This is a genomic window from Micromonospora sp. NPDC049497 (assembly GCF_044465805.1).
In the GTDB taxonomy this organism is placed as follows: Bacteria; Actinomycetota; Actinomycetes; order Mycobacteriales; family Micromonosporaceae; genus Micromonospora.
Genome location: NZ_JBITMC010000027.1, coordinates 1 through 26599, shown reverse-complemented (window position 1 = coordinate 26599; position 26599 = coordinate 1). Strand labels below are relative to the sequence as shown.

Here is a 26599-nt window from a genome sequence, read left to right as displayed (position 1 = left end):
GTGTTCCGGTGAGCGCAGCACGGCCGGGCGAGGTGACCGACCACCCGCAAGGGTAACCGCCCCGTCCGCACCACCGCTCCTGGCCGGCCGCACCCCGGCCCGCCTCCGGCCCGGCGCAGTCGTTAAGAGGGGACCCTTCCTCTACCGCAGGCGTTAACAGGGTGCCCTTCCTTACACCGCGGCGAGGACGGCGGTCTCCACGCGGGCGCGGGTGTCGTCGTCGGGCCAGCCGCCGGTGAGGTAGAAGGCGTCCACCACGTCCCCGCCGAGGGTGGAGATGCGGGCCGCCCGCACCTGGGCGCCCGCCTCGTCGAGGGCGCAGGCCACCCGGTAGAGCAGGCCCGCCGCGTCGGCGGCGCGCAGCTCCAGCAGCACCGCGTCGGTGGCCGCCTCGCGGTGCCAGACGACGCGGGGCGCGGCGCCCGACCCTCGTGCGGCGAGGGCCCGCCCGCGCAGTCGCTGGATCACCGAGACGTCGCCGGTGACCGCGCGGCGCAGGTCGGCGCCGAGCGCGATCGGATCCGGCGCGAGGCCGTAGCGCGGCTGCACCCGGAACTGCACCAGGGCCCGGCCGTCGACCGTGGCGGCGTCGGCGGAGAGGACCTCCAGCCGGTGCAGCGCCAGGCACCCGGCCACCGTCGCGAGCAGGCCGCGCCGGTCCGCCGCGGCCACCGCCACCCCGTCGGCGGTCAGGTGTACGACCGGCAGCGGCCCCGCGACCAGCGCGGGATCGGGTGCGGGCGGGGCGGGCAGCGCTCCGGTGTCCAGGGCGGTACGCACCCGGGCGACGAGTTCGGCGATCAGCCGCCCCTTCCAGTCCGACCAGGCGGCCGGGCCGGTGGCGGCGGCGTCGGCGCGGACCAGGGCGTGCAGCAGGTCCAGCGTGGTGGTGTCGCCGACCGCCTCGGCGACACCGGCGACGGTCTTCGGGTCGGAGAGGTCCCGCCGGGTGGCCACGTCGGGCAGGAGCAGGTGCAGGCGGACCAGCGTGCCGATCAGCGCCACCTCCGGCTCGGGCAGGCCGATCCGGGTGGCCACCGCCTCGGCCAGCGGCACGCCGACCCGGCTGTGGTCCCCCGGCAGCCCCTTGCCGATGTCGTGCAGGAGGGCGCCGAGCAGCAGCAGGTCGGGCCGGTCCACCTCGCGGGTGTGCCGCCCGGCCTCGTACGCGGTCTGCACCAGGTGCCGGTCCAGGGTGAACCGGTGCACCGGGTTGTGCTGGGGCAGGCTGCGCAGCCGCGTCCACTCGGGCAGCCAGCCGTCGATCAGCCCGTACCGGTCGCAGGTCTCCCAGGCGGGCACCAGGCCGGGACCGGCGCCGAGCAGGGTGACGAGCGCGGCGCGGGCGTCGGCGGGCCACGGGGCCGGCAGCGGCGGGCAGTACGCGGCGAGCCACTCGCAGGTGGCCCGGGCGATCGGCAGGCGGGTGGCCGCCGACGCGGCGGCGACGCGCAGCGACAGGCTCGGGTCGGGGCGGGCGCCGATGGCGGTGCGGGCGAGCACCAGTTCCCCGTCCTGCTCGACCACGTCCCGGGCGACGGGACGGCGGGCCGGACGGCCGTCGGTGCCCCGGCGGCGGCCGGCGCGGAGCCGGTCGGCGGCCCGGAAGGCGTCGTCGAGGGCGTGGCGGACGGTGCGGGCGTCACCGGCGACCCGGCGCAGCAGGACGTCGCCGTCGGCGACGACGGGTTCCGCACCGGCGTCGGGCCCACCGGCCGGTAGCTGGCGAAGGCCGAGCAGCGCGGCCACCCCGTCGCGTTCCTGGGCGAGGAGACGGTCCGCCCGACGGCCGACCTGCTGGTGCAGGGCGTCGCGGGTGTCGAGCAGGCGCAGGTGGGCGGCGCGGACCGCCGGGCGCAGCGCGTCGGTGATCCCGGCGGTGGCGATCGCCCGCAGGACGCCCACGTCGCGCAGCCCGCCGGCGGCCTCCTTGAGGTCGCCCTCCAGCAGGAAGGCGAGTTCGCCGTGGGCCTCCCACCGGGCGGCGGTGATCTCCCGCAGCCCGGACAGCTGCCGGACGGCGGTACGCCGCCAGTGGTCGGTCGCGGTACGTGCCAGCGCGTCGGCGAGGGCCGCGTCACCGGCGACCAGCCGCGCGTCGAGCAGCCCGGTGGCCACCTTGACATCGTCCTGGGCCACCGAGAGCGCCTCGGCGACGGTACGCACGGAGTGGTCCAGCCGCAGGCCGGCGTCCCAGATCGGGTACCAGAGCGAGGCGGCCAGCTCGTCCACGCCGGCCACCCCGGCGTGCACCAGCACCAGGTCGACGTCCCCGTACGGCGCGCACTGCCGCCGCCCCAGCCCCCCGACGGCGACCAACGCCACCCCCGCCCGCTCCGGCAGCAACCCACCCAACCAGGCATCGAACGCGTCCGCCCGCGCCCCCCGCGCCCCCTCCCCGATCCCCCCGGGCAGGCCGACGACCCCGTTGATCAAGGGGTTCGCGTCACCGTCGCCGGTCTTCTCTGACGCATTCCCCTTGATCAACGAGGTCATCGGTTCGGGACTCCCCTACAGGGCGTCGAGGCCGCGTTCGCCGGTACGGACCCGGACGACCTCCTCGACGCCGGTGACCCAGACCTTGCCGTCGCCGATCTTGCCCGTCCGGGCGGCGGCGACGATGGCGTCCACGATCTTGTCAACGTCCATCTCGTCGGTGAGCACCTCGACCCGGATCTTGGGCAGGAACTCGACCGTGTACTCGGCACCCCGGTAGACCTCGGTGTGCCCCTTCTGCCGGCCGTACCCCTGGACCTCGCTGACGGTCAGGCCGGCCACGCCGAGGGCGTGCAGGGCCTCCTTCACCGCGTCCAGCTGGTACGGCTTGATGACCGCGGTCACCAGCTTCATGTCCAACCCCTCCATCCCAGGAACGTTAACCGGCGACCTTCTCGTTGACCGGCCCGGTGGCCGGTTCGGCCGGCGCCGCCGGCTCGTCCGCCGCCTTGCCGCCCGCGGTGAGCCCGGCCATCGCGAACGCACCGCCACTGCTGCTGCCGGTGGTCGGCGAGAGGTCGTACGCGCTCTCCGCGTGCTCGGCCACGTCGATGCCGGCGACCTCGTCCTCGGCGTCGGACCGCAGGCCGATGATCGCCTTGACGGCCAGCGCGAGGACCACCGCGACCCCGAACGAGTAGACCGAGACGATGCCGCTGGCCAGCGCCTGCCGGCCGAGCTGGGTGACACCGCCGCCGTAGAAGAGCCCCTCGCTGGCGCCGAGGCCCTCGATGGCCGAGTTGACCTGGAGGGTGGCGAAGAAGCCGATGAACAGCGAGCCGATCCAGCCGGCGACGAAGTGCACGCCGACCACGTCGAGCGAGTCGTCGAAGCCGAGCTTGTACTTCAGGCCGACCGCCACCGCGCAGACCGCCCCGGCGATGAGGCCGAGCAGCACCGCCGGGAGCGGGGCGATGAAGCCACACGCCGGGGTGATGGCGACCAGGCCGGCGATGGCTCCGGAGGAGGCGCCGACCAGGGTCGGCTTCCCGTTGCGCAGCCACTCCACGATGATCCAGCCGAGCACGCCGGCGGCCGTGGCGACCTGGGTGTTGACGAAGGCGACGGCGGTGGTGCCGTCGACGGTCAGCTCGGAGCCGGCGTTGAAGCCGAACCAGCCGAACCAGAGCAGGCCGGCGCCGAGCGCGACCAGCGGGACGTTGTGCGGCTTGAAGCTCTCCCGCGGCCAGCCGATGCGCTTGCCGAGAACGAGGACCAGGCCGAGCGCGGCGGCGCCGGCGTTGATGTGGACCGCCGTGCCACCGGCGAAGTCCAGCGCCTTGATCTTGGCGCCGATGAAGCCGCCGCCCCAGACCCAGTGCGCCACCGGGACGTAGACCAGGGTGAACCAGGCGAAGGCGAACAGCAGCCAGCCGGAGAACTTCAACCGGTCGGAGACCGCGCCGCTGATCAGGGCGACCGTGATGACCGCGAACATCATCTGGAAGACCATGAAGACGTACGTCGGGATGCCGGTGCCCGCGCCGAGGAACAGCCACTCCTCGCCGATGAAGTCGGTCTCCGTGCCGAGGTACTGGGTGAAGCTGCCGATCACGTTGTTCAGGCCGGCGTTGTCGTTGGTGCCGAACGCCAGGGTGAAGCCGTAGATGACCCAAAGAACAGAGATGAGCCCGATCGCGGAGAAGCTCATCATCATCATGTTGAGTACGCCCTTGGACCGGTTCAGGCCGCCGTAGAACAGGGCCAGGCCGGGCGTCATGAGCAGCACGAGCGCAGACGACAAGAGCAACCAGGCGGTGTTGCCGGTGTTGATCTCCACGCTGCCTCCTCTCGGTGTGGAAGTCCTCCCTCCGGCTGAGACCTGGCAGCATCGCCCGTCAGCCGGTTGCGCGGAAGCCTCGCCGCCGGCTGTTTCATCGAAGGTCCCCGACCGGTTTCCACTCGGTGACGGCTTGTTTCGTACGTGTGAAGAAGACCGCACAGTCGTCGACATGGACGGGGGTGGATCGGCCGGTCGGCGTACGCCGATGTCCGACCGGCCGTGACCGCCCCCCGGAGGGTCAGCGGAGCGAGTTCTCCAGGGCGTGCCGTTCGTAGTCGAGCAGCCGGAGGTCCCGCATGGGCCGGCGCAGGTGCCCCCGGTGCACGATCCGGACGAACGCCGGCTCCCCGGCGGCGGCCATCCGGCGGATCCCCTCGACGTGGTCGACGATCCGCTTGCGGATGGTCCGGATCAGCCGGTGCCGGTCCCGCGGGATCAGCCCGTACGCGTCGGCGAAGAGCCGCAGTCGGCGGGGCCGGTCGGGCCGTTTCCACCCGAGGGTGATGGAGTCCCGGTCGGAGAAGATCGGCACCCAGGTCCAGGCCGCGTACGCGACGTCGTAGATCCGCGCGCCGGGCGAGGCGAGGTCGAAGTCGATCAGCCCGAGGGTGCCGTCCGGTCGCCAGATCACGTTGTGGGGTGCGGCGTCGTGGTGACAGATCACCTCGGTGTCCGGCGGCGGCGGGCCGAACGAGCGCCACACCGCCTGCGGCGGCGGGACGAAGCCGTACTGCGCGTCGTGAAACATCCGCAGCATGGTCGCCACGGTCACCAGGGCCTCGTCGGTGACCCAGTGCGGGGCCAGCGGGTACTCCCCGCACTCCCCCTCCAGGTACGACAGGACCTCCCGGTTGCGCTCGTCCATGCCGAGGGCGCGGGGGGCGCCGGTGAACCCGACGTACTCCAGGTGGCGCAGGAGCGCGTGCACGGACGGTGTCCACGGGCCGGCGTTGCGGCGGACCGTGTCGCCGACCCGGACCACGGTGCTCACGTTCCCGCCGTGCAGCGGGATCTCCTGCGAAGTCACGTACGGTCTCCCGAGGCGCGGCGCCGGGTGGCGGGGGTCGCGCCACCCGGCGTAGGCGCGATCGTCGGTCGTCACTGCGAGGTTACGCGTCCCGTCCGGGGGCTTCGGTCCCCAGCAGCGCGTCGACGAACTGCGCGGGGTCGAAGGGGGCCAGGTCGTCCTTGCCCTCGCCGAGCCCCACCAGCTTCACCGGAATGCCCAGCTTCCGCTGGACGGCGATGACGATGCCGCCCTTGGCGGTGCCGTCGAGCTTGGTCAGCGCCACGCCGGTCACCTTCACCACCTCGGTGAAGACCCGGGCCTGCTCCAGACCGTTCTGTCCGGTGGTGGCGTCGAGGATCAGCAGGGTCTCGTCGATCGGGCCGTGCTTCTCCACGACCCGCTTGACCTTGCCCAGCTCGTCCATCAGGCCGACCTTGTTCTGCAGGCGACCGGCGGTGTCGATGAGGACCGTGTCGACGCCGGTCTCGATGCCCCGCTTGACCGCGTCGAACGCGACGCTGGCCGGGTCCGCGCCCTCGGGGCCACGGACGGTCTCCGCGCCGACCCGGCCGGCCCAGGTCTCCAACTGATCGGCGGCGGCGGCGCGGAAGGTGTCGGCGGCGCCGAGGATCACGCTGCGGCCGTCGGCGACCAGCACACGGGCGATCTTGCCGCAGGTCGTGGTCTTGCCGGCGCCGTTGACACCGACGACCAGCAGCACCGCGGGCACGCCCTCCTTGGGCGCGGTGTGCAGGGACCGGTCCAGGCTCGGGTCGAGGGCGTTGACCAGCTCGGCGGCGAGCAGCGCGCGCAGCTCGGAGCCCGAGCGGGTGCCCAGCACGCGGGTGCGCTCGCGGAGGCGGTCGACGATCTCGCGGGTGGAGTCGATGCCGACGTCGGCGGTGATCAGGCTGTCCTCGATCTCCTCCCAGGTGTCCTCGTCCAGGTGGTCGCGGCTGAGCAGGCCGAGCAGGCTCTTGCCGAAGACGTTCTGCGAGCGGGACAGCCGGGAGCGCAGCCGGACCAGCCGCCCGGCGGTCGGCTCGGGGACCTCCAGCGTGGGCGGCGGCGCCTCGACGACCGGCGGCTCGACCAGGATTCCGGTGGATATCTCCGCCTCCGGCGCGAGCACCGGCGGGCCGGCGAGATCCTCCTCCGCCCGGGTGTCGACCTCCGTTCTCGGCAGCGGCGGCTCCGGGCGCCGCCGCAGCCGCGGCACGACCAGCCCGATGGCACCGAGGATCAGCACGCCGAGCAGGGCGAGTGCGATGAGGAGGTATTCCGTCATGCCGGAATCCTGTCAGATGGGGACCACCGCGTCTTCACCACCGCTCTCTCCGCACCCCCGCACCGACGGCGGTAATCTCGACGTCAGCCAGCAGTGGTGCGACCGCCGGCGGGGTAGTAAAGATGAAGCCCGTTCACCTGGAGGTCCGCCATGCCCGCCGCACACCTGCTCATCGGCCCCCTGCTCCGGCGGGTGGTCGACACGCGGGCGACCGTCTGGGTCGAGACCAGCGCGCCCGCGGTGGTCACCGTCCGCACGGCCGACGGCGCCACCGGCAGCGCGCCCACCTTCTCGGCGTACGACCACCACTACGCCCTCGTCGTCGTGAGCGGCCTCACTCCCGACAGCGCGACGACGTACGAGGTGCTGATCGACGACGAGGTCGCCTGGCCGGTGCCGCGCGCCGGGTTCCCGCCGAGCGTCATCCGCACCCGGGCCGCCGACGACCTCGACCAGCCGGTCCGGCTGATCTTCGGCTCGTGCCGGGAGACCACCCAGCACGCCACCGCGCGGAAGCTGCCGCCGGACGCGCTGGACGCGTACGCCCGGCGGTTGATCGCGGACCCGGACCCGGCCGACCTGCCCGACCTGCTGGTGCTCCTCGGTGACCAGGTCTACGCCGACGAGACCTCGCCGACGGTGAAGCGGCTACTCAAGCGGCGCCGGCGGCGGCCGAAGGACGCACCGAGGGACCAGGTGGTCAGCTTCGACGAGTACACCAAGCTCTACCTGGAGTCCTGGCGCGACCCGGAGATCCGCTGGCTCTTCTCCACCGTGCCCAGCGTGATGATCTTCGACGACCACGAGATCATCGACGACTGGAACACGTCCGCCTCGTGGCGGGCGGAGATGCGCGAGCAGGCGTGGTGGGCCGAGCGGATCGGCAGCGGCCTCGCCTCGTACTGGGTCTACCAGCACCTGGGCAACCTCTCCCCCGACGAGATCGCGGCTGATCCGGTCTACGCCAAGGTCGTCGCCGCCGAGGACGCGACCGGCGTGCTGAAGGAGTTCGGCCACCGGGTCGACCAGGAGTCCGACCAAGCCCACGACACCGAGCGGTGGCGGGCGGCGCAGTACCAGTGGAGCTACGCGCTCGACCTCGGCCGGACCCGCCTGGTGATGCTGGACAACCGGTGCAGCCGTGTCCTGGACCGGGGGCAACGGGCCATGCTGCCGCCGGGCGAGTGGTCCTGGTTCCTCGACCAGGCCCACGGCGTGTACGACCACCTCGTCGTGGGCTCCTCACTGCCGTGGCTGCTCCCGCCGGGCATCCACCACGTGGAGGCGTGGAACGAGAAGCTCGCCGACTCGCCGCGCCGATGGGTCGCCGGGCTCGCCGAGAGGCTGCGCCGAGGGCTGGACCTGGAGCACTGGGCCGCCTTCCGCCGCTCCTTCGAGGCGCTGGGCGCACTGTTCGCCCGGATCGGCGCCGGCACGCCGGGCCAGTCGGGCGACCGGGTCGGCGCCGGGCCGGCGTACGCGCCACCGGCCTCGATCAGCGTGCTCTCCGGCGACGTGCACCACTCGTACGTGGCCCGGGTCCGGTTCACCGACGCCGACGTGGCCACCCCCGTGCACCAGCTCACCTGTTCGCCCATCCACAACCAGGTGCCCGCCGGCATCCGCCCGCTGATGCGGATGGGGTGGTCCGCCGGGCCGTCCGGGGCCACCCGGGCGCTCGCCCGCGCCGCGGGGGTACGCCGGTCGCCGGTGCGGTGGCGGAAGCTGGCCGGGCCGTACTTCGGCAACGCGGTGGCGACGCTGACGCACAGCGGGCGCACCGCCGAGGTGACCATGGAGGGCACCACCGCCGACGGGCACCTGCGACCGGTGATGCGACGCCGACTGACCGACGCCGGCTGAGCGGGAGACCGTACCCTCGGTACCCGTGACGGAACACCCGCCGGAGACGGTGCGCGCGGTGGAGCACGAGTTGACCGCGCTGTTGCGCCGCAGCCGCGCGGTCTCCTGGGAGATCGCCCGTCAGGTGCACCCCAACCTGGAGCCGAACGCGTACGGGCTGCTGCTCTGGCTGCGCCGCACCGACTCGGTCCGGCTCACCGACCTGGCCGCCCAACTGGGCATCGGCAAGGGGACGCTGAGCCGGCAGATCCAGGCGCTGGAGGAACTGGGGCTGGTCCGGCGCGACCCGGACCCGGACGACCGCCGGGCCTGGGGGCTGAGCCTGACCGACGAGGGGCAGCGGCGGTTCGACGTGGCGCGGGAGGGCCGGCTGGACCGGTTCCACCGCACGCTGGAGGACTGGCCGACCCGCGACGTGGAGGACTTCGCGCGGCTGCTCAACCGCTTCAACGAAAACTACTTCTGAGGTGAAAGGAAGGGCCCCTTCTTAACGCCTCGCGTGGTAAAGGTTCCCTTCCTCACACTCCGGAGGGGTAAATCGGGTCGCCGGATGTCGGACCCGGACGCAAGGATGGCCGGCATGACCTGGAGAGCACCTGAGATCAACCGTCGGCACGAGCCCTTCCTCGGTGACGAGCGCACCATGCTGGAGGGCTGGCTCAACTACCATCGCGACACCCTGCTGCACAAGTGCGCGGGGCTGACCGCCGAGCAGTTGCGGACCGCGAGCGTCGAGCCGTCCGGGCTCAACCTGCTCGGTCTGGTCCGGCACATGACCGTCGTGGAGCGGGCCTGGTTCCGGCAGCGCTTCGCCGGGGAGGACCTGCCCGAGCTGCACGACTGGGCGGCCGACCCGGACGCCGAGTTCACCACCGTGTCCACCGCCGACCCGGAGGCCGAGTTCGCCGCCTTCCGGGCCGAGATCGCGGCCGCCGACGCGGCCGCCGCCGGGCACGACCTGGGCGAGGAGTTCACGCTGCGCCGCCGGGACGGCAGCGAGCACCAGGTCAGCCTGCGCTGGGTCTACGTCCACATGATCGAGGAGTACGCCCGGCACAACGGGCACGCTGACCTGATCCGGGAGCGCATCGACGGCGCCACCGGCGACTGAGCAGGTCGGTGCTGCCGGGACCGGTCAGCCGGCCGTGGCGAGCGCGGCCCGCAGGTAGCGCAGGTCGCCGGGGCCGCTCCACCGGTGCGCGGAGAGCCCGGCGGTCCGGGCGCCACGAACCGCCCAGTCCTCGTCGTCGACGAACAGCACCCGCGACGGTGCGGTCTCCAGTGCCTCGCAGGCCGCCAGGAAGTAGTCCTTCGCCGGCTTGTTCACCCCGAGCGCCGAGGAGTTGACCACCACGTCCAGCTCGCCGACGAGGTCCAGCGCGGCCAGGTCGGCGTCGAGCAGGTCGGTGGCGTTGGTGCCCAGCCCGACCCGGATGCCGCCGGCGCGCACCTCGCGGACGAAGTCCAGCACCTCCGGGTCCACCTCGCCGCGGTAACGCTGCCACTTCTCGACGGCGGCGCGGGCCCGCTCCGGGCCGCCCGCCGAATCGGCGAGCGCGTCGGCCACGCTGGTCACCCAGTCGGCGTGGCTGACCTGGCCGGTCACCACCGGCTGGAGGCGGCCCCACTGCATGGCGATCTCGACGAGGACGCCCTCGGAGAGGCCGTACTCCCGCTCCACGCCGGCCGCCACGGACGGGTCCCACCGCCGCAGCACACCGTCGAAGTCCACCAGGAGCGCCGTCGCACGTTCCCGAGCCACTAACTGATCTCCTCGTCGTCGCCGTCGCGGCCGGGCCGCGCGGTCTCCCCGTCGGCCCGGTTGAGCCGCTGACTGATCACCTGGGTGACCCCGTTACGCATGGTGACGCCGTACAGGGCGTCGGCGACCTCCATCGTCCGCTTCTGGTGCGTGATGACGATGAGCTGGCTCTTCTCGCGCAGCTGGGCCAGCAGCGTGATCAGCCGGCCCAGGTTGACGTCGTCGAGCGCCGCCTCCACCTCGTCCATGATGTAGAAGGGGCTGGGCCGGGCGCGGAAGATCGCCACCAGCATGGCCACCGCGGTCAGCGACCGCTCCCCGCCGGAGAGCAGCGACAGCCGCTTGATCTTCTTGCCCGGCGGGCGGGCCTCCACCTCGACGCCCGTGGTGAGCAGGTCGTCCGGGTCGGTGAGGATCAGCCGTCCCTCGCCACCGGGGAAGAGCACGGTGAAGACCTGCTCGAACTCCCGGGCGGTGTCGGCGAACGCGCTGGCGAAGACCTCCAGGATCCGGTCGTCGACGTCCTTCACCACGGTCAGCAGGTCGCGGCGGGTGGCCTTGAGGTCCTCCAGCTGCTCGGAGAGGAACTTGAAGCGCTCCTCCAGCGCGGCGAACTCCTCCAGCGCGAGCGGGTTGACCTTGCCGAGCAGGGCCAGCTCCCGTTCCGCCTTGGCGGCCCGCTTCTCCTGCACCGGTCGCTCGTAGCGCACCGGCTCGGGCACCGGCAGGCCGTCCCGCTCGGCGGTCGCCACGTCGACCTGGGTGGGTGGGACGAGCTGGTGCGGTCCGTACTCGGCGACCAGGGTCTCCACGTCGAGGCCGAAGTCCTCGGCGGCCTTCGCCTCCAACTGCTCGATGCGCATCCGCTGCTCGGCGCGGGCCACCTCGTCCCGGTGCACCTGGCTGGTGAGCCGCTCCAGCTCCGCGCCGAGGCGCTTCCCGGCGCCGCGTACCTCCTGAAGCTCGGCCTCCCGCGCGGCGCGTTCGCGCGCCACGGCGTCGCGGTGCTCCTCCGCCTGCGCGATGGACGCGGTCAGGCGGGTGAGCGCCTCGCGGGCGCCGCCGGCCACGGCCCGCGCGATGCCGGCCCCCCTGGTCCGGGCCGCCCGCCGCGCCGCGGCACGTTCCCGCGCCGCCCGCTCGGCCGCGGCCTGCCGGCGCAGGGAGTCGGCGCGGCCGGCGATCGAGGAGACCCGCTCCTCGGCGGTACGCACCGCGAGCCGCACCTCCATCTCGTTCTGCCGGGCACCGGGGACCATCGCGGCGAGCTGGTCCCGCTCCTCGGTGGACGGCTCGGCGTCGATCGGGGTCTCCTCGGCCAGCCGCAGGCGCTCCTCCAGCTCGGCGAGGGCGAGCAGGTCCCGTTCGCGGGCCGCCTCGGCCCGCGCGCGGGACGCACCGAGCCGGTCGGTCTCCGCCTTCGCGGACCGCGCGGCGGCCCCCAGCTCGGCCAGTCGGCGCGCGGCGGCGTTGCGGTGGCTCTCCGCCTCGCGCTTCGCGGCGGCGGCGTGCTGCACCGCCTCCTTCGCGGTGGCCACCTCGGCGCGCGCGTCGACCAGCTGCGCACGCAGCTCGGCACTGGTCCGATCGGCGGCGAGGCGGTTGGTGCGGGCCTCCTCGACGGCGGCCTGCACCTCGATGAAGCTGGGCGCCTTGGCCGAACCGCCGGCCGCCGCGTACGCGCCCACCACGTCGCCGTCCGGTGTGACCGCGCGCAGCTCCGGGTTACCGGCGACCACCTCGGCCGCCGCCGCGAGGTCGGAGACGACCACCACGTCACGCAGCGCGCGGTGCACGGCCGGGCGGATCTCGGCGGAGCACTCCACCAGGTCGGGAGCCCAACGGGCGCCCTCGGGCAGCCTCGGGCGCAGCGCGTCGGCGGACCCGTCCATGCCGGGTCCCGCGGGGCTGCCGACCAGCAGGCCGGCCCGGCCCGCGTCGGAGATCTTGAGCAGCCGCATCGCCTCGACCGCCTCGTCGACCCCGCTCATGGCCACGGCGTCGGCGAGCCCGCCGAGGGCGGCGGCGAGCGCGGCCTCGTGTCCGGGCGCGACGGTCAGCAGCCCGGCGAGGCTGCCCAACAGCCCGGGAACCTCGCCTGCGCGGGCCAGCAGGGCACCGGCGCCGTCCTTGCGCCGCAGGCCCAGGGCGAGCGCCTCCTCCCGGGCCTTCCAGGTGGCGGCGTCCTTCTCCGCGGAACGCTCGGCGTCGCTCAACGAGCGGACGGTGGCCTGCGCCCGTTCCTGGGCGGCGACGGCCTCCGCGTGCCGGGCGTCCAGATCGGCGTTGTCCCGGTCCGCCTCGGTGGACTGCGCGGCGACCGCGTCCAGGTCCGCCTGTGCCTTCTCGGCCCGGCCGAGCGCGTCGGTGTGGGCGGCGGCGAGGCGTTCGATCTCCTCACCCGCCGTGGCCGTACGCGCCCGCGCGGAGTTCACCTGCCCGGTCAGCCGGGCCAGCCCCTCCCGCCGGTCAGCGATGGCCTTGGCCGCGGCGACCAGCTCGCGTTCGGCGGCGGCGAGCTGACGCTCCAGCTCCTGCCGGTGCTCCACCGCCTCGGCCAGCCGGATCTGGTCGTCGGTGAGCGCGGCGCGCAGCTCCTCCTCCTGCTCGCGGACCCGCTCGGCCTCCGCCTCCAACTGGTCCGGGTCGCGCCCCGGGCGCTCGTCGTCGGGGGTCGCGCTGAGGTGGCGCAGCCGCTCCCGGGCCAACTGCTCGATCGAGCGGAACCGCTCCTGCAACGCGGACAGCCGGTACCAGGTGTCCTGGGCCGCGGCGAGCAGCGGCGCGTCCTCCGCGAGGGCGGCCTCCAGCTCGGCGAGGCGCGCCTGGACCTCGACGTGCTCGGCCTCGACCTGCTCGCGGCGTTCGCGTACCGCGGTCTCGTCGGCGATCTCCTTGTCGAGCGTCGCACGGAGGGTGGCCAGGTCGTCGGCGAGCAGCCGAAGCCGGGCGTCCCGCAGGTTGGCCTGGATGGCGGCGGCGCGGCGGGCCACCTCGGCCTGCCGGCCCAGCGGCTTGAGCTGGCGGCGCAGCTCGGCGGTGAGGTCGGTCAGCCGGTTGAGGTTGGTCTGCATCGCGTCGAGCTTCCGCAGCGCCTTCTCCTTGCGCTTGCGGTGCTTGAGGACGCCGGCCGCCTCCTCGATGAACGCCCGCCGGTCCTCCGGCTTGGCGTGCAGCATGCCGTCCAGGCGGCCCTGCCCGACGATGATGTGCATCTCCCGGCCGATGCCGGAGTCGCTCAGCAGCTCCTGGATGTCGAGCAGGCGGCAGGAGCCGCCGTTGATCTCGTACTCGCTCTCGCCGGAGCGGAACATCCGGCGGGTGATGGAGACCTCGGTGTACTCGATCGGCAGCGCGCCGTCGGTGTTGTCGATCGTGAGGGTCACCTCGGCCCGGCCCAGTGGGGCGCGGCCGGCCGTGCCGGCGAAGATGACGTCCTCCATCTTGCCGCCGCGCAGGGCCTTGGCGCCCTGCTCGCCGAGCACCCAGGCGATGGCGTCGACGACGTTCGACTTGCCGGAGCCGTTCGGGCCCACCACGCAGGTGATCCCCGGCTCCAGCTTCAGTGTCGTCGCGGAGGCGAAGGACTTGAAGCCCTTCACCGTCAGGCTCTTGAGATGCACCTTCTCGATCCTCGTCCGGTGGCCGCCGTACCGTCGCCGGCTGCGCGGACCTGGTGAACCCGCAGCCTAACCCGCTGTCGCGGACCAGCCGGCACGCGACCCGCCTGGTGCGCATTCCGTGATCACCGTCGGGACAGTTTCCGCGCCGGCGCTAACAAGATCGTCAAATGGTCGCCGGAGAATGGGGCGGACAGAGCTGCGCGCCGGCACATAAGTGTCGGCGCGCCTTTTCGCGGGTGGTGCGATTCAGTTTTTCCCCGACCCGGAGATCAGGTCAGTGCGGGCTCAGCGAGCCGGAGCAGGTCGTCCGCCTCGGACGCCGCCGCCGCGAGCCGATCGTTCTCGGCACGCAACCGCGTGATCTCGAACTCGAGTGCCTGAACCCTGGAACGCAGTCGGGTGACCTCGTCGAGCAGGCGCCGGTCGGGCGCCGCACCTACGTGGCCGTACAGGGCCTTCGCCATGTTGACTCCTTGATATGCGCTGCCGGAAAGGCCGGCCAACGCGCGCCCAATGTGTACGCGGCTGTCAACCCAGGCGATTCTGGGCATGACCGGGCGCGACTGGCGACACCTACATATTGAGCCGATACCCCCTCCTTCGTCAAGTTCTCGCAGGCCGTAGATCATCTCCACGTCGACCTGTCCACTTGTCGGGGGCTGCCTCGCGGCGCGGACACGCTCTGTCCGGACCACTTCACTGTACGCCCGGATCCCCGGAAGTCCCTACCCGTGCGTCCCGGTTCCCCTTAACTCTTCCTTAGCCACGTTGCCGCAGTTCGGGCCGACACGTAGCGTCACCACGGCTCCGAACCGACCCCTGGAGGCTGAGGCGTGTACGGCTGGACCGACCCGATCAACCCGGACGACGTCGATCCGCGTCCCGAGCCGCCGAGCGACGAGCCGGCCTGGCTGACCGACCGTCCGGCGCCCCGCTCGTCGTACCTCTTCGGCGACGAGCCGGACCGGCCCGTCGACGAGCGGCACCACGACCAGCCCACCGAGCAGTGGCGACCCGGACCGCCGCAGGCCAACCCCTACCGGGCCGACCAGCCGTACGGGGCCGGCCACCACCCCTACCGGGACGACCAGCCGGCCGCTCCGTGGCAGCCCGCCGACCGGTGGCGGGACGACCCCACCACGGACTGGCAGCCGGCGGACGCGTGGCGGGAAGAGCCCGCACCCGACCGGCACGAGGCGGCGCCGACCGCGCAGCTGGCCGCCGTCCCGCCGCTCGATGCCACCGGGACGGGGCACGCGTACCGGCCGGCGGTACCGGACGCCGAGTCGACCAGCGAGGGACGGCACCGTCCGCCCCGCCGGTTCCCCCGTCCGATGCTGATCGGTGGGGCCGCCGCCGCGGCCACCCTCGTGGTGAGCCTGGGCGTCGGCGCCGTCGCGCTGACGGGCGGTGACGACCGGACGACCGCGTCGAGCGCCGTCGACGACACCGTCGCCGAAGCCCCGGTGCTGCCCGAGACCGACGGGCCCCCGGCCGACGCGCTCGCCCCCACCAGTCCCGCCGCGTCACCGACGTCCGCGAAGCCGACCCCGGCGGCGACCCCGAGCCGTAAGCCGACGCCCGCGCCGTCCCGCACCACCGCGCCGTCGCGGCGCACCGAGCGGAGCAGCGCGCCGACGACCGCCGGACAGGCCACCGCCACCAGCACCGGCGTCAGCAGCCAGGCACGCCAGGTCGTCGACCTGGTGAACGCCGAGCGGGCCAAGGCCGGCTGTGGCGCGCTGGGCATCGACAGCAAACTGATGACCGCCGCCCAGCGGCACAGCCAGGACCAGGCCGACCACCAGGACATGTCGCACGACGGCAGTGACGGCAGCGATGCGGGTGAGCGCCTGGACCGGGTCGGTTACGCCTGGCGCACCTACGGCGAGAACGTCGCCTGGAACCAGAAGACCCCGGCCGCGGTCATGGACGCCTGGATGAACAGCCCGGGCCACCGCGCCAACATCCTCAACTGCGCCTTCACCGAGATCGGCGTCGGCGTGGCCAGCAGCAACGGCCCGTACTGGACGCAGGTCTTCGCTGCGCCGCGCTGACCCGGCACCCCTCGCAGCGCCCCCCACCCGCGACGTCGGGCGGGGGGCGCTCGTTTGTCCGGGTACGGCGTGCGGCGAGGGGGCCCCGCCAGGACCCGGGAGCGACCGATGCGGATCCGGTGGTGGGCGTCCGCGCCGAGACACGCGCCGTCCGGCACGACCGGCCGGCGTCCGCGGCGACGGGCGCTCCGGCGGGCGCTGGCGGCCGCCGTCGTGCTCACCCTCCCGACCCCGGTGTACGCCTGCCACCCGCAACTGGCGCCACCCGAGGCGCCGACGCCGTGGCCGGCGGCGTACGCGCACCGCTGGCAGTGGCAGTGGCAGCTCACCGGCCCGGTGGACGTCACGGTCGACGCCGACGTCTTCCTGCTCGACGCGGTCGGCGTCACCGCCGAGGAGACCGCCGCCCTGCGCCGGCGGGACCGGAGGCTGGTGTGCCACGTGCCCGTCGGCTCGTACGCGGACACCGACCCGGACGCCGGTCGCTTCCCGTCGGCCGTGCGCGGGGCGGCGGTACGGGGCGTGACGAGCCGCGACCCGCAGCGCCGGTGGCTGGACGTACGCCGCTGGGACCTGCTCGGGCCGGTGCTCGCCGACCGGTTCCGGCTGTGCCGGGGCAAGGGGTTCGGCGCGGTCGCCCTGGTCGACGCCGACGGGTACGCCCAGCGCACCGGCTTCCCGCTCGGCTTCGACGACCAACTCGTCTTCAACCGGCGGCTGGCGACCCTGGCCCGTTCCCTGGACCTCTCCCCCGGCCTGGTCGACGACGTGGGCCAGATCGCCGCGCTGGCGCCGGACTTCGACTTCGCGGTCAGCCGGGAGTGCGTCCGGCTGAACCGGTGCGCCAAACTGCTGCCGTTCACCGACGCCGGCAAGCCGGTCTTCCACGTCGAGTTCACCGGCGACCCGGCGGTGTTCTGCGTGACCACCCTCGGGTACGGGTTCTCCTCGATCCGCAAGAGCCGGGAGCTGGACGCCGAGCGGCAGCCCTGCCGCCTCCCCTGACGCCGCGTACGACCGGAGGGCCGGCCCGCGGGTGCGGCCCGGCCCTCCGGTCCCGGTACGGGGTCGGTCAGCGCGCGCCGACCAGCTCCGGGGCCGGTGCCGGCGGGTCGGCGGGCGCCGCGGCCGGACGGGCCCGGAGGAACTTCGGCGCCCACCAGTTCGCGTCGCCCAGCATCGTCATCAGCGCCGGCAGCACCACCGCGCGGATGATCGTGGCGTCCAGCAGGATCGCCGCGGCCAGGCCGACACCGAGCTGCTTCATGTCGATGGTGCTCAGCGTGGCGAAGATCGAGAAGACGCCGACCATCACGATCGCCGCGCTGGTCACCACGCCCGCCGAGGACGTAATGCCGTACGCGACGGCCTCGGAGTTGGACATGCCGGCCCGGATTCCCTCGCGGATCCGGCTGACCACGAAGACGTGGTAGTCCATCGAGAGCCCGAAGAGCACCACGAACAGGAACAGCGGCAGCCAGGAGACGATGGCGCCCATCGAGGTGAAGTTGAGCAGGTCGTCGGCCCAGTCGCCCTGGAACACCAGGACCAGCAGGCCGTACGCGGCCCCGGCGGAGAGCAGGTTCAGCAGGATCGAGCTGAGCGCGATCACCACCGACCGGAACACCCACGTCATCACCAGGAACGTGAGCGCCAGGACGAAGCCCATCACGATCGGCAGCTTGTCCCGGACGTGCTGCGCGTAGTCCTCGCTGCCGGCGACCTCGCCGCCGACCGCGTACTCGACCCCGCCGAGCCCGCCGAGGGCGGCCGGGACCAGGTCGTCGCGGAGCCGGTCCAGCGACTGCACGGCCCGGTCGTCCCGGCTGGCGTACGGGATGGACACCTCCAGCACCGACACCCGGCCGTCGGCCGACACCTCGATGTTCGGGCCGTCCGCCTCCGGCGGCGCGAACAGCGGGTCCGCCGAGGCGCGGGCGGACAGCTCGGTCAGCGCCGCCTTCACCCGGCCGGCCTCGGCCCCGGACGCCCGGACCGCCACCGTGTGGCTCGTGCCGCTGCTCGGGAAGGCCGCGGTGAGCCGGTCGTACGCCTGCATGGCCGGCGTGGTGCGCGGCAGGTCCTCCATGCCGGGGAACTTGATCTTCATGCCCAGCGCCGGCGCGGCGAGAGCGAGCAGCAGCCCGACCGAGATCACCAGGGTGGCGACCGGCGCCCGCAGCGCGGGCCTCAGCACGGCCGGCCAGAAGCGGGGCGCGGCGGGCTGGCCGTGCCGCCCGGTACGCGGAGCGGTCAGCCGCCAGAGCAGGGGCACCCGGGGCCGGTCCACCCAGCGGCCGAGCTTCGCCAGCAGCGCCGGCAGCACGGTCAGCGACCCGATCACGGCGACCGCGACCACCAGGATCGACCCGACGGCGAGGGACGAGAAGACCACGTCACCGGCGAGCAGCAACCCGGCCATCGAGATCATCACGGCGAGGCCGGAGACGACCACGGCGTGGCCGGAGGTCTCGGCGGCGATCTCCACCGCGTCCAGCCCCGACCGGCCCTTGGCCCGTTCCTCGCGTTCGCGGCGCACGTAGAACAGCGAGTAGTCGACACCGACCGCCATACCGATCAGCAGGATCACGCTGGCGGTGGTGTCGGTCGCCGGCACCAGGTGCGAGGCCAGCGTGCTGAGGCCCATCGCGGCGGCCACCGAGGACAGTGCCAGCAGCACCGGTACGCCGGCGGCGATCAGGGCGCCGAACGCGACGATGAGGATGGCCAGGGTGACCGGCAGGCTGAGCAGCTCGGCGCGCTTGAAGTCCGCACCGAGCGTGTCGTCCAGGGCCTTGTTGATGGACGGCCCACCGACCTGCTCGATCCGCAGTTGCGGGTGGGCGTCCTGGACACCGGCGGTGGCGTCGCGCAGCGGCTGGACGCGGTCGGAGGCGGTCTCCGGGTCGCCGGACATCGTGATCGGCAGCAGCAGCGCGCCGCTGTCCCGCGCCGGGATCGGCGTGCCGACCGAGGCCACGCCCTCGACGCTCCGCAGCGTGGCGGCGGCGTCGTCGGCGGCCACCTTCGCCGCCGCCGGGTCGAGCGTGCCGGTACGGGGCGTGATGAGGATGTTCTCCTCGGCCGGGTCGGCGAAGTTCCCGGACGAGACGATCAGCCCCGCCCGGCCCGACTCACCGATCGCCTGGTCCGAGTCGGTCGCCTCGTTGAGGCCGGCGGCGTTCCCCCCCACGAAGCACACCGCCACGAACACCACCCACAGCGCGATCGCGCGCCACGGGTGCTCGGCACTCCACCTCGCCAGCCGCACCGTCACCGGTCTTGCACCCATTCCGGGTCCCCCTGTCACGTCAGTCCCCTGTCAACGGTGCTGACGCTATGGGCGTGACGCGCGCGGGACATCGGGGATCGGCCCCGGTCCACCCCGGAACCCGCTTCCGGCCCGCCGCACCGCCTGAGGATGCCCGGAGGGGGCCGTCACCCGGATCCTTCCCGGACCGGACGCCCGGACGCGCCGCAGGCGACCCGGAGTCGTCTCGGGGTCAACCCCGGAGCGCTCCCCGAGGGCGGGGCTGGCACCGCGGGCAACTGTAGGACGACCGGTTCATGAACGCCTCCCGCCGGATCGGGGCGCCGCAGCGGCGGCACGGCAACCCCTCCCGCCCGTAGACGTTGAGCGAACGGTCGAAGTAGCCGCTCTCGCCGTTGACGTTGACGTAGAGGGCGTCGAAGCTGGTCCCGCCCTCGGTGATCGCCTCGCCGAGCACGTCCCGTACGTGGCCGAGCAGGCGCAGCGCGGCCGGCCCGGTCAGCGCGTCGGTCGGCCGGACGCCGTGCAGCTTCGCCCGCCACAGCGCCTCGTCGGCGTAGATGTTGCCCACGCCGGAGATCAGGGACTGGTCGAGCAGGGCCCGCTTCACCTCGGTACGCCGCCGGCGCAGCGCGGCGACGAAGCCCGGGTCCGAGAATTCCGGATCCATCGGGTCCCGGGCGATGTGCGCGATCTCGGCCGGCAGGTCCGCCCCGCCCTCGCTCACCGACAGCCCGCCGAACGTGCGCTGGTCGACGAAGCGGAGCTCCGGACCGTCGTCGGCGAAGCGGAACCGCACCCGCAGGTGCGTCTCGTCGGGGGTCTCGCCCGGTTGCAGCAGCAGCTGGCCGGACATGCCGAGGTGGCCGATCACCGCGTCGCCGCTGTCCAGTGGCAGCCACAGGTACTTGCCGCGGCGGCGTACGTCGAGGATGGTCCGGCCGGCCAGCACGTCGGTGAAGTGCGCGCCGCCCGCGGTGTGCCGGCGTACCGCCCGGGGGTGGCGCACCTCGACCGAGGCGATCCGCCGGCCGATGACCCACTGGGCCAGCCCCTGCCGGACCGTCTCGACCTCGGGCAGTTCAGGCACGGCCCGCCTCGTCCGCCGCCTCGGCGACCGCGTCGGGGGCCCCGACCCGCCCGTTGCCGCTGCCGTTGTGCTCGGCGGCGACCCGGGCCTGCGCCGGGGCGGCGGGCTGCTCCACGCCCGGTGCGACCCCGGCGGCGGGGGTGGACTCCTCGGTGGCGGCCTGGGCGGCGCGCTCCGCCTGCTCGGCCTCGGCGTGGGCGGTGAGCACCCGCCACGCGGACTCGGCGGCCCGCTGCTCCGCCTCCTTCTTGCTGCGCCCCTCGGCTCCGCCGTACCGGTTGCCCGCGACGACCACCCAGGCGGTGAAGGTCTTGAGGTGGTCCGGCCCGGCGCCCTCGATGCGGTACTCCGGGACGCCCAACCCCAGTGCGGCGGTCAGCTCCTGGAGGCTGGTCTTCCAGTCCAGCGCCGCGCCCCGGCCGGCCGACTCGGCCATCAGCGGGTCGAACAGCCGGTGGATGACGATCGCGGCGGTGTCCAGCCCGTACTGCAGGTAGATCGCGCCGAGCAGCGCCTCCAGGGTGTCGGCGAGGATGCTCGCCTTGTCCCGGCCGCCGGTCGTCTCCTCGCCCTTGCCGAGCAGCAGGTAGGCGCCGAGACCGTCCGGGCCGAGCCCCCGGGCCACGTCGGCGAGGGCCCGCATGTTGACGACACTGGCCCGCAGCTTCGCCAGTTGCCCCTCGGGCAGGTCGGGGTGGTTGTGGAACAGCGCCGTGGTGATGACGACGCCGAGCACCGAGTCGCCGAGGAACTCCAGCCGCTCGTTGGTGGGCAGCCCGCCGTTCTCGTACGCGTACGAGCGGTGCGTCAGGGCGCGCTCCAGCAGCTCCGGGTCCAGCGCAACGCCGAACGCCGCCTCCAGGTGACCGACGGACGTGCGCCGCCGCTTGTCATTGCTCATGCCGGCACTCCGCTGCGCTCCGTGCCGCCATGAGGCACCTTCGCGCTGAGCCGATGATTCACTCGCTGACGCTCGTTCATGAATTGGATACCTCGGTGTCGGTGGTGCGGTCGGTGCGGGTTTCTCGGCCCGGAATGTCGGCGCCGTCGATCAGTGCGCGGACCAGTTCGGCGGCACGACGCCGCCAGAGATGGGCGGCGAGGGCGATGCCGGACGCGACGTCACCGGGCTGGGCGGCGCCGTGGCAGACGACCACCGTCCCGGCCACCCCGAGCAGGGCGGCCGCACGCGGGACGCCACCGCCCGCCGGTGCTCCACCGGCCATCGCGTACGCGCCCTCGATCGCCTTGAGCAGCACGTTACCGGTGAACCCGTCGGTGACCACCACATCGGCGCGCGTGCCGAGGGAGACGTCGTGGCCCTCCACGAGGCCGACGTACCGCCCGCCGTGCGGCAGCGACGCGGCGGCCAGGATCGGGTCGGCGAGGCGCCGGGCGCGGTCGCCCTTGCCCGGCTCGGAGCCGACGGAGAGCAACCCGACCCGGGGTTCGGCGATGCCGTGGGCGACCGCGGCGTAGGCGGCGCCCAGCACGGCGTGCCGGGCCAGGACGCTCGGTCGGGGCTCCAACGAACCGCCGACGTCCAGCAGGACCACCGGGCCGTCGACGGCGGGCAGGGTCGCGACGAGGGCCGGGTGGCGGACGTCCGGCCAGCGGCCGAGGCCGAGCGCGACGGCGGTGACCGTGGCGCCGGTCGACCCGGCGGAGACCAGCGCGTCGGCTGCGCCCGCCCGGACGGCGTGCACGGCGGCCCGGACGGTGCTGTCGGCCCGCGCGGCGCTGGGATGGTCGGCCATGCCGACCACGGTGCCGACCGGCCGGACCGCGATGCGGGTGCGTTCGGCCGGGTCGAGGGCATGGATCAGCCCGTCGGCGACCTCGGCCGGGCCGACGAGCAGCAGGTGCAGGTCAGGATCGGTGCGGATGGCCCGCAGAGCGCCGTCAACCACGACGGCGGGAGCATCGTCCCCGCCGAGGAGGTCGACGGCGATCCGCGCGGTGCCCGGCTCCACCGGAACGCCGGCCGGTTCAGGCCGGCCGGCGTCGGAGGGAGCCGGGACACCGGGCGAATGCCAGGGTGCGCGCACCACCCGACCTGCGGTCGGGGGCGTCACTCGGTGTCCGTCAGACCTCGAGGACCTGGCGGCCGTTGTAGGTGCCGCAGACGGCGCAGGCGGCGTGCGGCAGCTTCGCCGACTTGCACTGCGGGCAGGCCACGGTCACGACCGCCGTGGCCTTCCAGTTCGCCCGGCGGGCGCGGGTGTTGCTGCGCGACATCTTGCGCTTGGGGACGGCCACGGTTCTTACTCCTCTTTACGGGTCAGTTGCGACAGGCCCGCCCAACGCGGGTCGATCTGCTGGTGACTGTGGTCGGCCGGCAGATCGTCCCAGTGCACCCCGCACTCGGGGCACAAGCCTGGGCAGTCCTCCCGGCAGAGCGGGTTGGTCGGCAGTGCGAGCACCACCGCGTCCCGCAGCGCCGGCTCCAGGTCGATCAGATCGTCCTGCATCCGGCCCACCTCGTCCTCGTCGGTCGTCTCGTCCGTGGTGCTGTTCTCGTACGCGTACAGCTCCTGGATGGTGACGACCAGCGAGTCGTTGATCTCGCGCAGACAACGGCCACACTCGCCCTGGACGGGACCGGAGACGGTCCCGGAGACGAGTACGCCCTCGGACACCGACTCCAACCTCAGGTCGAGGTCGAGGTCCGCGCCCTCCGGCACGCTGATCAACTCTCCGCCGAGGTCCGCCGGTGCCGGGGCGACCCGCTTGACCGTACGCAACGCACCAGGGCGACGCGGCAGGTCCCTCGTGTCGAGGACCAGCGGCGCCTTGGGGTTGAGTGATGAAGACGAGTGTTTGGGCATAGTCAGACTCCGGCCGGTGAGAGGCCGACAAAAAAGGTTACCTGGACGGGGGCCCGAGAGTCGAACCGGGGCCCGGACACCACCCGGCTGTCGGCTGCTGGGGTGCCGCTCAGAAGGGTAGCGGGCGTTCCGCCTCGTCCCCAGCGAAGGTGCCGATCTCCCGCAGCGCGTGCATCTTGTCGCGGCCGCGCTCTATCGAGGCCAACGCCCGGGTGAGGAACTGCTCGAAGTTCGCCAGGGCGGTATCGACGTAGTCGTCCACCTCGTCACGGAGACGCTGCGCCTCGGCGCGGGCCTCCGCGATGATCCGGGCCCCCTCGTGCTCGGCGGACACGGTGATCTCGTTCACCGAGACCAGCCGGGCGTGTTCCGCCTCACCCTCGCTGATGATCCGGTCCGCCTCCCGCTTCCCGGCCTCCATGATCTTGTCCCGCTCCTCCAGGAGCGCGGCGGCGCGGCGCAGGTCCGCGGGGAGCTCGGCGCGCAGCTCGTCGAGCACGGCGATCATCTCGCCACGGTCGACCATGCAGTTGTTGCGCGACATCGGGACGGAGCGGGCCTGCTCCACCATGGTGATCAGTTCGTCGATGCGATCGAGCGGGTCCACCGGTACCTCACTCCTGTCGTTCGTCGGCCGACCTCAATGATGCGGGCTGAACCCGGATTCGGCGCTCCCCACATGATGTCGTGTGCCGGCGACCCACGCCCCATCCACCCCGGCCGGCGCGCCGCACTCCCGCCTCGCCGGCCGGGTCAGGCGCGCTTCCCCGGGCCCAGGCGGGCCTGCAGGGCCGCACGGACGATGTCCGGCACGTGCGCCGAGATGTCGCCGCCCCACTTCGCCACGTCCTTCACGAGGCTGGAGGAGAGGAACGAGTAGAGCGGGTTCGTCGGCATGAAGAGCGTCTCGACGCCGGCCAGCCCGATGTTCATCTGGGCCATCTGGAGCTCGTAGTCGAAGTCGCTGACCGCGCGCAGTCCCTTGATCAGCACACTCGCCTCCTGCGCCCGGCAGAAGTCCACGAGCAGGCCGCGGAAGGACTCGACCCGGACGTTCTCGTACGAGGCCGTCACCTCGCGGAGCATCTCGATGCGCTCCTCGACGGTGAACAGGCCGCTCTTCGACTGGTTCACCAGCACTCCCACGATCACCTCGTCGAAGAGCCGGCTGGCCCGGCCCACGATGTCGAGGTGTCCGTTGGTGACCGGATCGAACGAGCCGGGACACACCGCACGTCTCATGATCGGCGACCGTACCAAAGGGCGGTCTCGCCGTACCGGCGACTGCGCTCCGCCGTGACGCCCTGCACCCACTCCACCGGGCCGGTGCGGCTGGACCGCTCGACCACCACGAGCGCGTCGGTGGCCAGCCACCCGCCGTCGACCAGGGCGGCGAGCATCGCGGTGATCTCCGCGCCCGGCACCGCGTACGGGGGGTCGGCGAAGACCACGTCGTACGGGTCGCCGTCCGGCCCGGCCGCCAGGACGGTGGCCACCTTTCCGGTGACCAGGCGCACTCCGGACGCCGCGCGCAACATCGCCACGTTCTCCCGGATCACCCGGGCGGCCCGGGCGTCGGACTCCACCAGCAGCACGTGCGCGGCCCCCCGCGAGAGCGCCTCCAGACCGACCGCGCCCGAACCGGCGTACAGGTCCGCGAAGCGGACGCCGGCCAGGTCCACCTCGGCCTGCACCGCGCTGAACAGCGCCTCCCGGACCCGGTCGGACGTGGGCCGGGTGCCGGCGCCCGGCGGCGCCGCGATCCGGCGACCACCCAGCGTCCCGGCCACGATCCGGGTCACCGTCTCCTCCTGCTCATGACGATGACGCTACGCGACCCTCCCCCGGGCCGGCTGCGACACCGTCCGTGCCGGGAAACCGGCCAGATGATCACACGTGGTATATCAATGATCTCACATTCATAACATCAGCCTTGGTGCTTGCCGACCGCTGTGACGCGCGCGGCGATCTCGCTAGGGTCTGCCGGTGCCGGCGGTCACCGCCGGCCCACGGCACGGGACGGCACCCGCAACCGGAGGCCCGCGACGCATCGCGCGATCCCCTCCGGCCGCCTCTCCCGCGCCGCACCCCCTGACGCTTCATCACCCCGGGAGTACGCGTGATCCGTCCCCCGCTGTCGCGCCGGCGACCGCTCACCGTGGCCGCCGCCGCCCTGGCCGGCCTCGCCACGGTGTTCGCGGCCGCCTCGCCGGCACTCGCCACCGACCCGTCGTCGTCCCCGTCGACCCCGGTCAGCGCCGAGTCGACCGCGACCGCCACCGCCCAGCCGGCCGGGAGCCCGTCGCCGGAGGGTCCGACCTGTGTCACGGCCGCCGACGCTCGCTACACCCACACCTTCGACGGGCCGGGCGGCAAGGCGTCGATCACGCTGACCAACGGCCCGCTCTGTGAAGGTGAGCGGCAGGACCTGACCCTGGTGTCCTATGTGGCGCCGTCGGCGCGCTTCGCCGTGCCGCAGTACGTGCTCGACACGTCGGCGAGCGCGTTCACCGGCGTCGGCGAGGGCGAGCTGGCCGTGGCCACCCTGGACTTCGAGGTCGAGGTGCCGAAGTGCTACACGCAGGTCGACTTCGTCTTCGGCAGCACGGTCATCGACCCGCTCACCGACACCAGCGACCGGTACGGCGACCGCAAGGTGGGCAGCCGGTCCGGCGAGGGCGCACGGTCGAAGGGCCCTAGCGCCTGGTACAACGGCGGCGACGGCACCTGTGTGGCCGCGCCGGAGGTCGTCGCCGCCTCCGACTGCGACGGCACCGTCGAACTGACCCTGGTCAACCGGACCGGCAACGCGTCGGTCGACTTCGTCGTGACCGGTGGCGCCGACTTCACCCGCACCGTCCCCGTACCGCTGCGCAAGGCCGAGACGCTCACGCTCACCGCCGAGCAGGCGACGAAGGTCACCGTCGAGGCCGAGGGCATGAAGACCTGGACCGGCGCCTGGGAGAAGCCGCAGGACTGCCAGGAGCCGGAGGTCGGCGAGCCCGAGGCCGGGTACGACATCACCTGCGACGAGATGATCTTCGAGATCGCCAACCCCGCGAACGGCGCCCCGGTGACCTCGACGTTCACCCCGAGCACCGGCACCGCCCGGACGGTGACCGTCGAGGCCGGCAGGACCGAGACGCTCACCTTCACGGCCGGCCCCGGCTTCACCGTCACCGTCACCGGTGACCTGGACTCGGGCGGCCCGCTGGCCTGGAAGCAGCCGAAGGGCTGCGACGAGGGTGGCGAGGGTGGCGGCCTCCCGGTCACCGGTGCGGCGGCCGGCGGCATCGCCGCGGGCGCGATCGCGCTGCTGGCCGCGGGCGCGGTGCTCTTCGTCGTCGCCCGTCGGCGCCGGGTCCGCTTCACCGCCTGATCCGGGGCTGAGCAACTAGGGGCGTGGCCCCCCCCCGGCGGGCCCCCCCCCCCCCCCCCCCCCCCACCCCCCCCCCAGCCCCCCCCCCCCCCCCCCACCCCCCCCCCCCCCCCCCCCCACCCCCCGGCCCCCCCCCCCCACCCCCCGCCC

Annotated in this window: 23 protein-coding genes; 6 read left to right on the top strand and 17 right to left on the bottom strand. The window is 73.4% G+C overall.

Going from position 1 to position 26599, the window contains the following annotated elements; translation table 11 throughout:
- Positions 1 to 171: 171 nt before the first annotated feature.
- The 5 genes from ACIBR0_RS26535 to ftsY all read right to left on the bottom strand — a co-directional run bounded on the left by ACIBR0_RS26535 (position 172) and on the right by ftsY (position 6576).
- Positions 172 to 2496 carry a [protein-PII] uridylyltransferase gene (locus tag ACIBR0_RS26535; protein ID WP_396720100.1) on the bottom strand — a complete coding sequence of 775 codons (2325 nt, stop codon included), beginning with the start codon at positions 2494 to 2496 and terminating at the stop codon, positions 172 to 174.
- A gap of 15 nt (positions 2497 to 2511) precedes the next feature.
- Positions 2512 to 2850 (bottom strand): P-II family nitrogen regulator, encoded by a 339-nt coding sequence (locus tag ACIBR0_RS26530; protein WP_170285500.1) that lies wholly within the window; start codon positions 2848 to 2850, stop codon positions 2512 to 2514.
- Positions 2851 to 2875: 25 nt separating this feature from the next.
- Positions 2876 to 4276, bottom strand: a complete 1401-nt coding sequence (locus tag ACIBR0_RS26525) for an ammonium transporter (protein WP_396720098.1) — start codon at positions 4274 to 4276, stop codon at positions 2876 to 2878.
- Positions 4277 to 4517: 241 nt separating this feature from the next.
- A complete protein-coding gene (locus ACIBR0_RS26520; RefSeq protein WP_357034881.1) occupies positions 4518 to 5381 on the bottom strand; it encodes an aminoglycoside phosphotransferase family protein in 864 nt (287 codons plus the stop codon).
- Positions 5382 to 5388: 7 nt separating this feature from the next.
- The gene (gene ftsY, locus ACIBR0_RS26515) at positions 5389 to 6576 is read right to left on the bottom strand and encodes a signal recognition particle-docking protein FtsY (protein ID WP_357034878.1); all 1188 of its coding nucleotides are present in this window, start codon (positions 6574 to 6576) and stop codon (positions 5389 to 5391) included.
- Between the two features lie 150 nt (positions 6577 to 6726).
- On the opposite strand from ftsY, the gene ACIBR0_RS26510 reads away from it, so the two are divergent.
- The 3 genes from ACIBR0_RS26510 to ACIBR0_RS26500 all read left to right on the top strand — a co-directional run bounded on the left by ACIBR0_RS26510 (position 6727) and on the right by ACIBR0_RS26500 (position 9550).
- Positions 6727 to 8439 (top strand): alkaline phosphatase D family protein, encoded by a 1713-nt coding sequence (locus tag ACIBR0_RS26510; RefSeq protein ID WP_396720096.1) that lies wholly within the window; start codon positions 6727 to 6729, stop codon positions 8437 to 8439.
- A 25-nt stretch (positions 8440 to 8464) separates the two neighbouring features.
- A complete protein-coding gene (locus tag ACIBR0_RS26505; protein ID WP_396720094.1) occupies positions 8465 to 8905 on the top strand; it encodes a MarR family winged helix-turn-helix transcriptional regulator in 441 nt (146 codons plus the stop codon).
- Between the two features lie 114 nt (positions 8906 to 9019).
- Positions 9020 to 9550 carry a DinB family protein gene (locus ACIBR0_RS26500; RefSeq protein WP_396720092.1) on the top strand — a complete coding sequence of 177 codons (531 nt, stop codon included), beginning with the start codon at positions 9020 to 9022 and terminating at the stop codon, positions 9548 to 9550.
- Positions 9551 to 9574: 24 nt separating this feature from the next.
- Here ACIBR0_RS26500 and ACIBR0_RS26495 read toward each other — a convergent pair whose 3' ends face one another.
- From ACIBR0_RS26495 to ACIBR0_RS26485, 3 genes are all read right to left on the bottom strand, one after another.
- Entirely contained in the window at positions 9575 to 10201 is a 627-nt protein-coding gene (locus ACIBR0_RS26495; RefSeq protein ID WP_396720090.1) for an HAD family hydrolase, read from the bottom strand.
- Positions 10201 to 13824, bottom strand: a complete 3624-nt coding sequence (gene smc / locus ACIBR0_RS26490) for a chromosome segregation protein SMC (protein ID WP_396720088.1) — start codon at positions 13822 to 13824, stop codon at positions 10201 to 10203. The genes ACIBR0_RS26495 and smc overlap by 1 nt, the downstream gene beginning before the upstream one ends.
- Positions 13825 to 14093: 269 nt before the next feature.
- Positions 14094 to 14288 (bottom strand): hypothetical protein, encoded by a 195-nt coding sequence (locus ACIBR0_RS26485; protein ID WP_357039589.1) that lies wholly within the window; start codon positions 14286 to 14288, stop codon positions 14094 to 14096.
- A 369-nt stretch (positions 14289 to 14657) separates the two neighbouring features.
- On the opposite strand from ACIBR0_RS26485, the gene ACIBR0_RS26480 reads away from it, so the two are divergent.
- Together ACIBR0_RS26480 and ACIBR0_RS26475 are read left to right on the top strand one after the other, a co-directional pair.
- Positions 14658 to 15881, top strand: coding sequence for a CAP domain-containing protein (locus ACIBR0_RS26480; RefSeq protein WP_396720086.1), 1224 nt, complete (start codon positions 14658 to 14660; stop codon positions 15879 to 15881).
- A gap of 108 nt (positions 15882 to 15989) precedes the next feature.
- Positions 15990 to 16886 (top strand): endo alpha-1,4 polygalactosaminidase, encoded by an 897-nt coding sequence (locus ACIBR0_RS26475; protein WP_396720084.1) that lies wholly within the window; start codon positions 15990 to 15992, stop codon positions 16884 to 16886.
- 67 nt (positions 16887 to 16953) lie between these two features.
- Here the strand turns inward: ACIBR0_RS26475 and ACIBR0_RS26470 are convergent, their stop codons facing one another.
- The 9 genes from ACIBR0_RS26470 to rsmD all read right to left on the bottom strand — a co-directional run bounded on the left by ACIBR0_RS26470 (position 16954) and on the right by rsmD (position 24872).
- Positions 16954 to 19173, bottom strand: a complete 2220-nt coding sequence (locus ACIBR0_RS26470) for an MMPL family transporter (RefSeq protein WP_396720082.1) — start codon at positions 19171 to 19173, stop codon at positions 16954 to 16956.
- Positions 19174 to 19384: 211 nt separating this feature from the next.
- The gene (gene mutM / locus ACIBR0_RS26465) at positions 19385 to 20242 is read right to left on the bottom strand and encodes a bifunctional DNA-formamidopyrimidine glycosylase/DNA-(apurinic or apyrimidinic site) lyase (RefSeq protein WP_396720080.1); all 858 of its coding nucleotides are present in this window, start codon (positions 20240 to 20242) and stop codon (positions 19385 to 19387) included.
- Entirely contained in the window at positions 20235 to 21143 is a 909-nt protein-coding gene (gene rnc, locus ACIBR0_RS26460; protein WP_396720078.1) for a ribonuclease III, read from the bottom strand. The genes mutM and rnc overlap by 8 nt, the downstream gene beginning before the upstream one ends.
- A gap of 76 nt (positions 21144 to 21219) precedes the next feature.
- A complete protein-coding gene (locus tag ACIBR0_RS26455; protein ID WP_396720155.1) occupies positions 21220 to 22215 on the bottom strand; it encodes a phosphate acyltransferase PlsX in 996 nt (331 codons plus the stop codon).
- Positions 22216 to 22327: 112 nt separating this feature from the next.
- Positions 22328 to 22501, bottom strand: coding sequence for a 50S ribosomal protein L32 (gene rpmF, locus ACIBR0_RS26450; RefSeq protein ID WP_357034281.1), 174 nt, complete (start codon positions 22499 to 22501; stop codon positions 22328 to 22330).
- 5 nt (positions 22502 to 22506) lie between these two features.
- Positions 22507 to 23070 carry a YceD family protein gene (locus ACIBR0_RS26445; RefSeq protein WP_357034283.1) on the bottom strand — a complete coding sequence of 188 codons (564 nt, stop codon included), beginning with the start codon at positions 23068 to 23070 and terminating at the stop codon, positions 22507 to 22509.
- A 109-nt stretch (positions 23071 to 23179) separates the two neighbouring features.
- Entirely contained in the window at positions 23180 to 23677 is a 498-nt protein-coding gene (locus ACIBR0_RS26440; protein WP_396720075.1) for a hypothetical protein, read from the bottom strand.
- 146 nt (positions 23678 to 23823) lie between these two features.
- A complete protein-coding gene (gene coaD, locus ACIBR0_RS26435) occupies positions 23824 to 24312 on the bottom strand; it encodes a pantetheine-phosphate adenylyltransferase (protein WP_396720073.1) in 489 nt (162 codons plus the stop codon).
- Positions 24309 to 24872 (bottom strand): 16S rRNA (guanine(966)-N(2))-methyltransferase RsmD, encoded by a 564-nt coding sequence (gene rsmD, locus ACIBR0_RS26430; RefSeq protein WP_396720071.1) that lies wholly within the window; start codon positions 24870 to 24872, stop codon positions 24309 to 24311. The genes coaD and rsmD overlap by 4 nt, the downstream gene beginning before the upstream one ends.
- A gap of 317 nt (positions 24873 to 25189) precedes the next feature.
- Here rsmD and ACIBR0_RS26425 point away from each other — a divergent pair, with 317 nt between their 5' ends.
- Positions 25190 to 26449 (top strand): cell wall anchor protein, encoded by a 1260-nt coding sequence (locus tag ACIBR0_RS26425; protein WP_396720069.1) that lies wholly within the window; start codon positions 25190 to 25192, stop codon positions 26447 to 26449.
- The last annotated feature ends 150 nt before the right edge of the window (positions 26450 to 26599 follow it).